The organism is Phocaeicola sp. HCN-6420 (genome assembly GCF_037890145.1).
In the GTDB taxonomy this organism is placed as follows: Bacteria; Bacteroidota; Bacteroidia; order Bacteroidales; family Bacteroidaceae; genus Phocaeicola.
Map to the genome: position 1 here is coordinate 124,911 of NZ_JBBKBJ010000007.1, position 14,777 is coordinate 139,687.

At 41.4% G+C, this 14,777-nt stretch carries 9 protein-coding genes; 7 read left to right on the top strand and 2 right to left on the bottom strand.

Going from position 1 to position 14,777, the window contains the following annotated elements; translation table 11 throughout:
* Nucleotide 1: 1 nt before the first annotated feature.
* From WKT12_RS06370 to WKT12_RS06400, 7 genes are all read left to right on the top strand, one after another.
* Nucleotides 2–1,642 (top strand): SusD/RagB family nutrient-binding outer membrane lipoprotein, encoded by a 1,641-nt coding sequence (locus WKT12_RS06370; RefSeq protein ID WP_021970585.1) that lies wholly within the window; start codon nucleotides 2–4, stop codon nucleotides 1,640–1,642.
* Nucleotides 1,643–1,720: 78 nt separating this feature from the next.
* Nucleotides 1,721–2,806, top strand: a complete 1,086-nt coding sequence (locus tag WKT12_RS06375; RefSeq protein WP_340319172.1) for an acyltransferase family protein — start codon at nucleotides 1,721–1,723, stop codon at nucleotides 2,804–2,806.
* A 27-nt stretch (nucleotides 2,807–2,833) separates the two neighbouring features.
* Nucleotides 2,834–3,940, top strand: a complete 1,107-nt coding sequence (locus WKT12_RS06380; protein WP_021970583.1) for a DUF4434 domain-containing protein — start codon at nucleotides 2,834–2,836, stop codon at nucleotides 3,938–3,940.
* A 15-nt stretch (nucleotides 3,941–3,955) separates the two neighbouring features.
* Nucleotides 3,956–5,371 carry a sugar porter family MFS transporter gene (locus WKT12_RS06385; RefSeq protein ID WP_340319173.1) on the top strand — a complete coding sequence of 472 codons (1,416 nt, stop codon included), beginning with the start codon at nucleotides 3,956–3,958 and terminating at the stop codon, nucleotides 5,369–5,371.
* A gap of 14 nt (nucleotides 5,372–5,385) precedes the next feature.
* Nucleotides 5,386–6,849, top strand: coding sequence for a calcineurin-like phosphoesterase family protein (locus tag WKT12_RS06390; protein ID WP_340319174.1), 1,464 nt, complete (start codon nucleotides 5,386–5,388; stop codon nucleotides 6,847–6,849).
* Between the two features lie 167 nt (nucleotides 6,850–7,016).
* The gene (locus WKT12_RS06395) at nucleotides 7,017–8,420 is read left to right on the top strand and encodes a DUF5009 domain-containing protein (protein ID WP_340319175.1); all 1,404 of its coding nucleotides are present in this window, start codon (nucleotides 7,017–7,019) and stop codon (nucleotides 8,418–8,420) included.
* Nucleotides 8,421–8,548: 128 nt separating this feature from the next.
* Complete coding sequence (locus WKT12_RS06400) at nucleotides 8,549–11,119, top strand: beta-N-acetylglucosaminidase domain-containing protein (protein ID WP_340319176.1); 2,571 nt, start codon at nucleotides 8,549–8,551, stop codon at nucleotides 11,117–11,119.
* A gap of 89 nt (nucleotides 11,120–11,208) precedes the next feature.
* Here the strand turns inward: WKT12_RS06400 and WKT12_RS06405 are convergent, their stop codons facing one another.
* Nucleotides 11,209–12,852 (bottom strand): fumarate hydratase, encoded by a 1,644-nt coding sequence (locus tag WKT12_RS06405; protein WP_021970578.1) that lies wholly within the window; start codon nucleotides 12,850–12,852, stop codon nucleotides 11,209–11,211.
* 155 nt (nucleotides 12,853–13,007) lie between these two features.
* Nucleotides 13,008–14,777: a TlpA family protein disulfide reductase gene (locus WKT12_RS06410; protein ID WP_340319177.1), complete on the bottom strand. Its 1,770-nt coding sequence runs from the start codon at nucleotides 14,775–14,777 to the stop codon at nucleotides 13,008–13,010.

The window sequence follows — 14,777 nt, forward strand, 5'->3', positions numbered from 1 at the left end:
TATGAAACAATCTTTAATATTATCTAGTTTATTCTTGGTTGGCATGGAGCTGTTCAGTAGCTGTACAGATAAGTTTGAATCCATGAATACCAATCCTGGAGCTGTTAGCGAGGCAAGTTTAAAATATATCTTACCGTATGTACAGGAAGTAGGTGCCCATCTTGATTGTACTCCTTACCAAAGAGCCGACAATCTGTATGCCCAGATGTACTGCCAGTACTTCGCCAATGCCGATGCCGGCTTTGCATCCGATCGTTATGGATATAATGACTCATGGTCGAACGAAGGTTTCTGGCAACCCTATTACAAAACACTGAAACACATGAAGGTGGCCAAACAAACGGCAACAGACAAGCCGGAAGAGGCCAATATCTGCCAGATGATCCGTATTACACAAGCTTATAATACAGCAGGTATGACAGATACTTTTGGAGATATTCCATATTCTGAAGCCGGGTTAGGAGAAACAAAGAATAAATACGATTCACAGGAGTCCATTTATGAAGATATCTTCAAAGAACTGACAGACGCCGTAAATATCTTAAAAGAGAACCGGGAAGGTCAGACCACCTGTACCTCAGACAATGACCTTGTATTTGGTGGAGATATACAAAAATGGATTCGTTTCGGTAACTCACTGAGATTGCGTTACGCATTGAGAATCTCATACATCGATCCGGCACGTGCAAAAGAAGAAGGTGAAGCGGCCCTGGCAAGTGGAGTAATGACCAGCAATGAAGACAATGCTTATATGACTGCTTCTGCTACTGGTGACTGGGGATGGGGACACCCCTTGTACATGATGAGCTTATGGAACGGGTTCTGCATGAGTAAGACCATGGAGAATATTCTGAAAAACGAAAGTACTGTAGCAGATCCACGTATGACTCTCTGGTTTGGACAAACGCAAGACTACGTAGCAGCAAAGAGAAACGGAGATGATACATACAACGGAGATCAGTTCTCAGGTCTGCCCAATGGAATGAACGCTACCGAAATAGGATTGCCAGAAAATAACGTAAGAAAACATTCTGTATGTCTGGGATTGCAAGCCTATCCGGACTGGAACTCACAGACAGCTCCTTCGGAAGATGTACTGAACATCACAGTTACTCTTCCATTAAAGATTATGACTTATGGAGAAGTATGTTTGTTAAAAGCTGAGGCAGCTCTGCTGGGATGGAACGGAGCCGGTGATGCTGGAGAAAATTACAAGGAAGGCATCAAGGCTTCCCTCGCAGATGAGCGTTCATTCCTGAACGATGCATCTCTTTCTCCTACGAACAACGATGAAACCTATATGACAACTGGTAAAGTTGCATGGAACGAAAATGATTCTCAAGAACAAAAATTGGAAAAGATTGCTACTCAGAAATGGCTGGCTCTTTATCCCAATGGTATAGAAGCATGGGCTGAATGTCGTAGAACAGGATACCCGAAGCTTTCTCCTGTTCTTCACAGTGAAGATGCCAACATCAACCCTGCCAATCATGAATTCATTCGTAAATTAAGATACACCGACGATGAACGACGTGAAAACAGTGAAAATGCGACAAGCTCTTCTCTGAACCAGAATCAGGGAGACGGATCTACCGTACATGTATGGTGGGATACCAACCGTCAGCAAGACGTTCAGAAATAAATAAGCTCCTTATAAAGATACAGATTATCAACTTATTTGATAATCTGTATCTTTCAAACTGAATAAAACCTTACCATTATGGAAAAAGCACAACGCCTTATCTCACTGGATATTTTAAGAGGCATTACCATTGCGGGGATGATTATCGTCAATAATCCTGGTTCGTGGAAACATATCTACACGCCATTGAAGCACGCCATATGGAACGGATTGACACCTACCGATTTGGTGTTTCCTTTTTTTATGTTCATAATGGGTATCTCAACTTATATTTCACTCAAGAAATTTAACTTCACCTATAGCCAACCCTTAGTAAAGAAAGTAATTAAACGTACCATTTTATTATTCCTCATCGGGTTATTCATCAACTGGTGTGCTAAAGGCATGTGCAGCTATCAGGAACTGAGAATCCCCGGGGTACTACAGCGACTGGCTCTTTGTTATTTTTTCACTGTTATCCTATGTACAAACATCCATGAAAAATATATTCCAGCCTTAATCACTGCATTACTGGTAATATACCAAATCATATTAATGACAGGAAATGGATTCGTTTATGGATCACAGAATATAATAGCCATCGTCGATCAATCTATTTTAGGGACTTCACATCTTTACAACGACCATGGTATTGATCCAGAAGGTATATTAAGTACTATACCTTCCATTGCCCATACGCTTATCGGATATTATATTGGCAAAATTTGCATTGGAAAAGAAGATATACACAGTAAATTAGAAAAACTTTTTCTGATAGGTACGATACTCTTGTTCGCCGGATATCTGTTCAGTTACGGCTGTCCGATAAACAAGAAAATCTGGTCACCCACATATGTACTTATAACCTGTGGCGCCGGCATTCTACTACTATCCTTGCTTATCTGGCTGATTGACATCCGAAAATATCAAAAGGGATGCAAACTTTTTATCGTATATGGCGTCAATCCATTATTTTGCTATACAGCAGGCGAACTACTATTCATAGCGCTGATACATATATCAGTGGGAGGAAACACACTTCACACATGGTTTTATCAGCATGTATTAGCTCATTACTTTGGAGATAATTGCTTTTCATCACTACTCATGGCATTGTCTGTAGCTGTTGTTATCGGAATAATAGGATATACATTATACAGAAAGAATATCTATATCAAAATATAAAACAGAAAAAATTAAAATTTAAGCAATATGACGAACCGTAGAGATTTTATAAAAAAGACATTACTGACTGGTGCCGCAGCTTTTGCAGCTCCATCCTTCCTGCACTCAGAAAATGAAGTGCCTGCCATTGCCTCATTGACCAATGAAGCCAATATGAAAAAAGAAGATGACAATAATCCACTAATTATTCCCAAGAACAATGGTTTACGCATCACAGGAACTTTTTTGGATGAAATATCCCATGATATACCACACCAGAACTGGGGAGCCAAAGAATGGGACCGTGACTTCCAATACATGAAACACATTGGAATTGACACAGTCATCCTTATCCGTTCGGGGTATCGTAAGTTCATTACCTACCCGTCAAAATACCTCTTGAAAAAAGGATGCTATATGCCTTCAATGGATTTGGTAGACCTGTTTCTGCGATTAGCCGAGAAATATAACATGAAATTCTACTTTGGATTGTATGATTCCGGCAAATACTGGGATACAGGTGACCTGACATGGGAAATAGAAGACAACAAATATGTCATCGACGAGGTATGGGAACAATACGGTACCAAATATAAAAGTTTCGGAGGATGGTATATAAGCGGAGAAATCAGTCGGAAGACCAAAGGAGCTATCGGAGCTTTTCAGGCAATGGGCAAACAATGTAAAGATGTATCAGGAGGACTTCCAACATTTATCTCACCGTGGATAGATGGAAAGAAGGCTGTAATGGGTACCAATAAACTTTCTCGTGAGGAATCTATTTCAGTACAAGAACACGAACGTGATTGGAACGAAATTTTTGACGGCATTCATGATGTAGTAGATGCTTGCGCCTTTCAGGACGGTCATATTGACTACGATGAGCTGGATGCGTTCTTCAGTGTCAACAAAAAACTGGCAGACAAATACGGCATGCAATGCTGGACCAATGCAGAATCGTTCGACCGTGACATGCCTATCCGCTTCCTGCCCATTAAGTTCGACAAGTTGCGTATGAAACTGGAAGCAGCAAAACGTGCCGGCTACGACAAAGCCATTACGTTTGAATTCTCTCACTTCATGAGTCCTCAATCGGCTTACCTGCAAGCAGGCCATCTCTATGACAGGTATAAAGAATATTTCGACATTAAATAATAAGGAAACATTACAATGGCATCAACCAAATTCAATTTAGGATATATGATTTTCCTTTCCTTTGTTGCGGCCATAGGAGGGTTACTTTTCGGCTATGACACAGCTGTCATTTCCGGAACCATCAGTCAGGTTACCGAGCAGTTCCAACTTGACGCACTGCAACAAGGATGGTATGTAGGATGCGCTTTAGTAGGCTCCATATGCGGTGTTATGTTTGCAGGAATGCTGAGTGACCGGCTGGGACGAAAATGGGTAATGATTATCGCTGCTCTTTTATTCTCCATATCAGGAATCTGGTGCGCAGCCTCATCCGATTTCAATCACTTAATAGCTGCCCGTATTTTAGGAGGTATTGCCATCGGAGTCGTTTCAATAGTTTCTCCTCTATATATTTCCGAAGTAGCAGCAGCACACTATCGGGGCAGATTGGTATCTCTCTATCAGGTAGCCGTAACCGTAGGCTTTCTGGGAGCATACATTGCCAATTTCTACCTGCTGACTTTTTCACAGAGTGGATTTGAATCAGGTGAAGCATGGTTTAACAAAATATTTGTATCGGAAGTATGGAGAGGTATGCTCGGTATGGAATCCGTACCTGCAATTCTCTTTTTAATAACCATACTCTTTATTCCCGAAAGTCCTCGCTGGCTTATCGTTGCACAAAAAGAAGACCAAGCCCGGAAAGTACTTCAAAATATTTATCTTACCAATTCCGAAGCACAGGCACAAATCGAACAAACTAAAGCTGTTTTGGCAAACGAACACCAGTCCAGCTGGTCCATGTTATGGCAACCGGGTATATTGAAAGCTGTCATCATTGGAGTATGTATTGCCATGCTCGGACAATTTATGGGAGTAAATGCCGTATTGTATTATGGTCCTTCCATCTTCGAAGATGCCGGACTGTCTGGAGGAGATTCTCTATTTTACCAAATTCTAATTGGTGCAGTCAACATGATAACAGGTATCCTGGCCCTGCTGATTATAGATAAAATAGGACGTAAAAAACTTATTTACTATGGCGTTTCAGGAATGATTGTATCTCTTATAGCAATTGGAATTTACTTCGTAACAGGAGAAAAATTAAATTTATCTAATACATATTTATTATTCTTCTTCCTCGCATACATCTTTTTCTGTGCAGGTTCCATCAGCGCCGTCATTTTTGTCTTACTTTCAGAAATGTACCCCACCAAGATACGAGGACTTGCTATGTCTGTAGCCGGACTATCCTTATGGGTTGGAACTTATCTGATAGGACAACTTACCCCCTGGATGTTGGAATCTCTTACCCCTGGCGGAACATTCTTCTTATTTGCATTCATGTGTATTCCTTATATGCTGATTGTATGGAAATTGATGCCGGAAACAGCTGGAAAGACACTCGAAGAAATAGAATTGTTCTGGACTGGACAAAAATGTAAATCTTGATAATGAAAGATCTGATGAAACATATTTTATGCATATTATTATCGGTTTTCGGATTAACAACCGGAATGACACAGAACCTGCACCAGATAAAAGGTACTGTAGCCTGCGGAAACAAAGGCATTGGTGGAGTTGTTGTTTCCGATGGAAAGAATTGCGTACAAACAGACGAAGAGGGTAACTATAGCCTCGACATTGATAATGAAAGCCAATTTGTATTTATATCCACCCCATCGGGCTATCTGACCGAAATCAAAGAAAACACAATTCCTTTATTCTATAAGTCAATAGACCGTTCTTCGGATAAGGGGTATGATTTTCATCTTAAAAGGAACCCTCACGATGACTTAAATCATGTATTCTTTGCACAAGCTGACGTTCAAGCTATCACGACAGAAAATCTGGAAACATATCATACTTACCAGAATGATTATTTGGAAGAACTTGCAGCTTATCGCGATACGGATATCTTCGGTATCGATTGTGGAGATATTACAGGAGATAATGCCCAGCTATTTCCACCATACATTGAAGCCGTCAGACCACTGAATATACCTATATACCGTGCCATAGGAAACCATGACATGGACTACAACGGACGTTCTTTCGAAACCTCACACCATAGCTTCGAAAGCTTCTTCGGTCCTACATGCTATTCTTTCAACAAGGGGAAAATGCATTATATCATTTTAAACAACAACTTTTACATCGGAAGAGAATTTTACTATATCGGCTATATCGATGAAAAGACTTTTCAATGGATGGAAAAGGATCTCTCTTTTTTAAAGAAAGGAACCCCACTTATCATTGTCATGCATATACCTACCCGACTTACAGAAAAACAACAACCGTTTCAATTCGACTATAATACACTGGCTGACCAGACTGTCAATGCTGAGGCATTTCACCAGTTAATTAAGGATTATCCCACACACATTATTTCAGGACATATGCACTACAACCTCAATGTATGCTATAATGACAAGCTTATGGAACACAACACAGCTGCAATCTGTGGTACATGGTGGTGCTCTGACATCTGTATGGATGGTACTCCACGAGGATATGGCATTTATCAAGTTAACGGCAATCAACTTACCTGGAAGTATAAATGTATCGGTAAACCAGATACCTGCCAGGCAAGAGTATATCTTCCTGGAGCTTCCCAAGAACTGCCTCAAGCTATAATCGCCAATGTATGGAATTGGGATAAACAATGGAAAGTTGAATGGATGGAAGACGGAAAAGTTATGGGAGAAATGACTCAATATACAGCATACGATCCATTGGCTGAAAAAATGTGTCAAAAAGCTGTACAGACTTATAGCTGGATTGCTCCGGTCAAGACCAATCATCTCTTCAAGGCTATTCCCAAAAATCCACAAGCCCGGATAAGTGTAAAAATAACCGACCGGTTTGGACATACATATCTGCAACCGGCACAAGATTTTTCGTCATTCTTTTTACGGCAACAAGAATAAACTTCATAAGTTATATTAAGGTTTTTATTGATTAATGATGGAAGGATAACGCGTAAAAAGATGGCCATCATTCATAGAGGCGTCAGTCATTCATTCTCGATGAGATGAGAGCTACGCCTCTATTTGCAGAATATTCGTTAATAAACATATAATCTTAACGCACTACTATGAACCAAAGAGCTTTAGCACTGGATGCATTACGAGGATATGCCATCATTACAATGGTATTATCAGCTACTATCATATCCTCCATTTTACCAGGATGGATGAGTCATGCCCAAACTCCTCCTCCCGATCACATTTTCAATCCGGAAATACCTGGCATTACATGGGTCGATTTGGTGTTTCCTTTTTTCCTTTTTGCCATGGGAGCAGCATTTCCTTTTTCCATCGGCCGACATGCCGAAAAAGGAAGAAGTAAACTAATGCTATGCTATGACGCAATAAAGAGAGGATTACAACTGACATTCTTCGCCATTTTCATCCAGCACTTTTATCCTTATGTGGTAAGTTCTCCACAAGATTTACGCTCCTGGCTGTTAGCTATCACTTGCTTTATTGTATTATTTCCCATGTTTATGCGTATTCCGTATCAACTCCCCGACAAAGTACATAAAATCATAAAACTATCAGCCTACGGAATCGCCATTTTCATGTTGGTTACGACACAATATGCCAATGGAAGAAATTTCTCCCTGTACTTCAGCAACATCATTATATTGATATTAGCCAATATGGCAATATTCGGTTCATTGCTCTACATATTCACCATGCACAATCGCCTGCTCAGAATCTGTATTTTAATTTTATTAGGAGCTTTGATGATAAGTAAAGATATTGAAGATTCATGGGTAGCACATTACCTGACTACTTCCCCTATTCCCTGGCTATACAAGTTCGAATATCTGGAATATCTGTTTATTGTTATTCCGGGCAGTTTCGCAGGAGAAATTCTCAAAAAATGGCTTTCAGAGAACCATGAAAATATCTATCCTGCAAAAGCCAAAACAGGACTTGTTTTATTAGGTATTCTGCTAACGGTTATATTGGTTAACTTATATTGTCTGTATAACCGGTTTCTCGAAGCTAATTTGATTATTACAATTATTCTGTTGATAGCCGGATACTTATTACTTAAAAACAAACCTAAAACCGATATCAGAACACTTTGGTACAAATTATTCGATTTAGGAAGTTTCTTTCTGTTGTTGGGACTTTTTATTGAACCTTTTCAGGAAGGAATCAAAAAAGATTATGCAACATTCAGCTACTTCTTTGTCACATCAGGATTGGCTTTTATGTCATTGATAATTTTCAATATCATTTGCGACTACTTCAAATGCGTCCGTTCCACACGTTTCCTGATCATGTCCGGACAAAATCCGATGATAGCCTATGTAGCAACAGATCTTCTGATATACCCGGTATTAAATATTTTAGGAATAATGCCCTTGCTGAAGTATTTCTATACATCACCCTGGTTAGGATTTCTTCATGGTGTTCTGCTTACCGGCTTAACCGTACTGATTACGATGTTTTTTACACGTATCAAATGGTACTGGAGAACCTAAAAAAACATGCTAAGCGCTTCTCATTTTTCCTATAAAGAAGTTTTTTCAATGAGAAAGTAAACATTTTGCCCTAAAACAAGTTCTAATTAAGATGAAATCGATAGCTTTGTATTGTAAAACCCATTTATATGAAAATGACATACTATAAAAAATCACTAGTAGCAGGAGCAATATGTGCCTTGGCATGCAGTAATCTCCTCGCACAAGAAGCCGAGTTCGATTTGTCGTCCCAACGACTGGAAATCCAACAAGTTTTGCCCGTTCCCGGAAAGAAGATAGACCATCAGGGAATTATCATCAACCCCACACCTCAGAAACTGACTGTAGACAGAAACAATCTGCTGGATATAACCACAGGAATGGTTCTGAAGGACAAACAGGATAAATTTTCTCAGGACCTGGGATTTCTTACCCTAACAAAGAAGGGTGTAAAACTGACTATCGATTTTGGAAAGAAAGTAGCACTCAAGCAAGGTGTAAAGGAAGTTTCCGGAGCTTACGCTATGCACATCGATAAAAAAGGAATATCAATTGTAGGATACGACGAAAGAGGAGCCTTTTATGGTATCCAGACACTTCGCCAACTTATGGAAAGCCCGATTGCTCAGAATAAGCAATTGCCTTATCTGGACGTCAATGACTATCCGGACTTGCCCAACCGTGGAGTTGTAGAAGGATTTTACGGTACACCATGGTCACATCAAGTACGTATGTCCTTGATTGATTTCTACGGAAAATTCAAGATGAATACTTACTTATATGGCCCTAAAGACGATCCGTTCCACAGCTGCCCGAACTGGCGACTTCCTTATCCCGAAAAAGAAGCTCAGAATATTAAAGAACTGGTACAGGCCTGCAAGCGTAACCGTGTAGATTTTGTTTGGGCAATCCATCCGGGACAAGATATCAAATGGAATGAAGAAGACTACCAGAATCTGGTCAACAAATTCAACTGGATGTACGATTTGGGAGTAAGAGATTTCGCTATCTTCTTCGATGACATTTCGGGTGAAGGAACCAATCCGTTAAAACAGACCGAATTATTAAACCGCCTGACTGATGACTTTGTAAAAGCAAAAGGCGACGTTTCTCCGTTGACTGTCTGCCCGACCGATTACTCAAAGCTGTGGGCTAACCCTACTCCACAGGGAAGTTTGGCTATTTATGGTAAAAGTCTGAACCCAGACATTAAAGTATTCTGGACCGGTGATGTGGTATGTAGTGACCTGACACCGGAAACAATGGAATGGATAAACTCACGCATCAAAAGACCAGCATATTACTGGTGGAATTATCCGGTAACAGACTACATACGTAACTTTATTCTGCAAGGTCCTGTATATGGACTGGATACTTCGCTGACTAAAGATAACGTATGCGGAGTAGTAAGTAACCCGATGGAACACGGCGAAGCTTCCAAACTGGCATTGTATGGAGTTGCAGATTATACCTGGAACGTAGCCAACTATAACCCTATCGACAATTGGGAAAGAGGTTTGGAGGAATTGGCTCCTAAAGCAAAGGATGCTTATCGTACATTTGCCATTCACTCCAGTGATACAGAAAATGGATATCGTCGGGACGAATCATGGGAAACAAAAACATTCCGTATCGCCGACTGGAATGACGCAACGGCTCAGGCACTGAAAGAAGAATTCGAAAAAGTAGAAAAAGTTCCGGCAGAAATGGAACAGGGATGCGAAAACAAAGCCTTGTTACAAGAACTTCGCCCCTGGCTGATTGAATTCGGTAAATTGGGTACAAGAGGAAAGCAAGCCATCGAACTTGCTCAAATCTATCGTGCTGGAAACAACGATGCTGATTTCTGGAACAAGTATATACACAACTTAATGAGCACCGACGACCGTAAGAACTACGAAGCTCATAAATCAGGAACACTGAAGTTGCAGCCGTTCTACGAAAACGCAATGGACGATATGGCTCATGGATTCCTGAAAAAATTAGTAGGTACAACTCCCAAGGACTACAAAGGCATAGGTTCGTTTGGCAATTCTGGTACAATCCTGACCAAATTAATGCTCGATAATGATACCACAACTTACTACACATCCGGTATCGGCCAAAAGGACGGCGATTGGATTGGAGTAGACTTAAGAGATGTTCGCGATGTTACAGAAGTAGCTATCCTGCAAGGAAGAAATTCAGTCGATGATGTAGATTATTTCGATCATGCAATTTTGGAATGCTCGGCAGATGGCAAAACATGGACTCCGCTGATTGGCGAGTTGACTAAACAATACGTAATCAACTGGAAAGGCGATGCCGTAAAAGCACGCTATGTACGACTGAAACGACTGGATTCAGAACGTAAGAATTACGCTTCAGTTCGCTCATTCGACGTAAATCCGTTACATGTCGAAAATTTAGGATTCAAGTTGGAAACAGAAAATCCACAGCAAGCTGTTTATGCTTTCGACCAGAATTTGGGAACTGCATATCAGGTTACTCAAGCCATGTCCTTCGAAGTACTCCAGGGAGTTAAAGCATACACACTGCTTATGAATGAACTGTCTGCTCCTTTAAGCATCAAGCAGTTCGACAAGAAAGGAAAGCTGGTATCAGAAACATCCGTTTCATCTCCTTTCTTTAAATTAGAAGTGGCCAATGACAAAGTAGTCAAAATCAGTCTGGAGGGCAAAGCTGAAATATTCGAAATTATTGCCGGTTCCCAGCAATAAGACAGAACTGAAAACTCCATAAGAAAAGGCATCATCCTCAATTCATAATCAGAGGATGATGCCTTTCTTTTTTATTGGAAGTAAATTACTTATTTACAGTTTCCGGTACAACGCGGCTTGATTTGCTTGAAGAAATCATTACCCTTGTTGTCCACCAGGATAAATGCCGGGAAGTTTTCAACCTCAATCTTCCAGATTGCTTCCATACCCAGTTCAGGATATTCAACACATTCAATGCTCTTGATATTGTTTTGTGCAAGGATAGCAGCCGGACCACCGATAGAACCCAGATAGAAACCACCATGCTTCTTACAAGCATCAGTTACAGCCTGGCTACGGTTACCTTTGGCCAACATAATCATGCTACCACCATGACTCTGGAACAAGTCAACATACGGGTCCATACGTCCGGCAGTTGTCGGTCCCATAGAACCACAAGCCATACCAGCAGGAGTCTTGGCAGGACCAGCATAGTAAATAGGATGATCCTTGATATACTGAGGAAGATCTTCACCACGGTCCAGACGTTCTTTCAGTTTGGCATGAGCGATATCACGACCTACGATGATTGTACCGTTCAAAGACAGACGAGTTGCAACAGGATACTTGTCAAGTTCAGCCAAGATTTCCGGCATCGGACGGTTCAGGTCAATCTTTACTGCATTACCTTCACCAGCCTGACGCAATTCTTCAGGGATCAGTTCACCCGGATTCGAATCCAGTTTTTCAATCCAGATACCGTCTTTATTAATCTTACATTTGATGTTACGGTCAGCAGAACAAGAAACTCCCAGACCTACCGGACAAGAAGCTCCGTGACGCGGCAAACGAATGATACGTACATCATGAGCGTAATACTTGCCACCAAACTGAGCACCCAGACCAATGCGGTGTGCTTCTTCCAGAACCTGTTTTTCAAGTTCAATATCACGGAAAGCACGTCCGTATTCATTACCTGTAGTAGGCAGATTATCATAATAGTGAGTAGATGCCAGCTTAACAGTCAGCAAGTTCTTTTCAGCAGAAGTACCGCCAATGACAAATGCGATATGATAAGGAGGACAAGCAGCTGTACCCAGTGTCTTCATCTTTTCTACCAGGAACGGAACCAGAGTAGCCGGATTCAAGATAGCTTTTGTTTCCTGATACAGATAAGTCTTGTTTGCAGAACCACCACCTTTAGTCACACACAAGAAGTTATATTCCATACCTTCAGTAGCTTCCAGGTCAATCTGGGCCGGAAGGTTACAACGAGTATTCACTTCTTCGTACATGCTCAGCGGAGCATTCTGTGAGTAACGTAAGTTATTTTCAGTATATGTTTTATACACACCCAGTGACAAAGCCTCTTCATCACAATATCCAGTCCATACCTGCTGACCTTTTTCACCATGTATAATAGCAGTACCGGTATCCTGGCAGAAAGGCAATACGCCCTTAGCTGCAACTTCAGCGTTACGCAGGAAAGTCAGAGCAACGTATTTATCGTTTTCGCTGGCTTCCGGATCACTCAAAATTTTGGCTACCTGTTCGTTGTGAGAACGACGCAACATGAAAGAAACATCGTGGAATGCAGCATTAGCCATTGCTGTCAGACCTTCCTTTTCGATTTTCAGGATAGGTTTTCCTTCGAACTCGCTTACAGACACATAGTCTTTTGTAAGCAAATAGTATTCAGTAGTATCTTTTCCGTGTTCAAACATCGGCTGATACTTGAATTCTGGTGTTGCCATAATGATAAGAAATTAATTGTTAGTTACTATGTCAGCAAAGGTACGAAGTATTATCGAAATTTTTCCTTAATTAAGATAAAATCTTTGTTCCGAATAACTCAAAAGCTCTACACCATTTTACTTTCACACTCCGGCAAAAGACCATCGGGATTCTTCTATTCCATAGCTCTCAACAAATCCCTCTGCAAAATATCTACCCCCGGGAATCCTACATAACGATCCTGTAACTTTCCGTCGTAACTGATAACCAAATACCCCGGAATACCGGTAATACCATACGACTTGCAGAGATATTCCCATTGTTTTTGAGTCAGGCGATAATGCACTCCATTTATATCAGCTATAGCATTTTTCCATACCGCTTCCGGAGAAGATGGGCCCGTAATATATACATAAACCACCTCCTTAGCCGACAGTTTTTTCTTCAGCACATGAACAGCCGGCATACTTTTACGGCATGGGCCACACCACGTAGCCCAGAAGTCAACAAGAACAGCACTTCCCCGATACTGAGAAATGATGGCAGGCAAGATGTCAGCCCCCGAAACCAATGTATCCAGTTCGGCAATTACATAGCCCTTCGAAGCCTTAGCACGTTCGGAAAGTATTTGCATGGCCTGTATTTTCTCCTTCACATATGTACTTATCTCCGGCTGCACAATCAAGCTCAGCGATTTTCTGGTATCCGAAGTCACCCGTTCCTCTTTTACCGAATTCCGGAAGACAGTTCTTGCCGTTTTTATATCCGCCCATACATCCAGCATTTCACCTTCATCACGCTCCACATACTGCAAATAAGTCACATAGTCATAGCCATACCTCGCATAAGGGATATCCAGCTTACCCGGCATTCTACCGTGCTGTCCCTGCAACACACACGCATTGACTTGCAGGTTGGCCGACACATATTCTTTATATGCCTCACCTACCCTTTTATCATCCTTCAGTTCAGTTTCATACTTCTCCAGTCTGCTTTGCACAAAAGCATCATACGCTTCATCCGGCAAACCTTTCGTTTCATCAGCAAAATCAGCATCAGCACCCAGCGAAAGAGGATACCCCCATGTAGCCAGTTCCGTATTCAGCAAAGCCTCTCCCCCGTCGAACCATGCTTTCTGCTGCTCACCATATTGATCTTTCAGTAAATGAGAGGCCGACATACTCAACCTCGGCAAATGAATATACACAGTCATTTCTTCACCAGGAGAAAGAAACAAGTTCAGTTCAGCCTTGTTAATCCGTAACTTAGCCCCTCCTGCAACCAATAAATCAGTTTCAATATGAAAAGATCCGTCCTGACGAACCTTCACCGTTTTTCCCCAATCATCAGCCAACAGCCAGTCGGAATGCCGAAACACCACATCCAGCCTCATTTTGGAATCATAGCCCAATATATATCCGTTCACAATAGCTTTTCCAGCCTTCAGACGCGGCTCCGGCAGAGAAAGGCTCCGTTCCACCATACGTGTCTGCAAAAAGCCAGGCACATAAACATAAGGTTCCGCCTTGCTCAATTGCACTCCCCAGATGGTCCACCCCTCTTCTTTCTCCACAAAATCCACGGCATGTATACCAGCCGGTATCGGAGCAAAAGAAAGGATAACAGAATGCCTGCCCGATGCAGGAATAGCCTCCGGTTCAGTCAAACCATCAATAGACACTCCTTCAGCTTCACGCAGACAGAATTCTCCCTGAGGAGTACGTAAGCACGTATTCGAAGAAATAACAGCCATTTCACCCGGCTCACCATATAATACAGCATCCACCTGAGTCTGCTCGCCAGTCAGTATGATTTTTTTTATCTCAATTCTCGACGTATTGGTCGCAATAAAACACGGACGATTAATTTCCCTTTTACGGTAAGTACCCGCCTGAACCATCATGCAGACACAGCACAGCATGCAGCACAGCCATATATTTTTCAT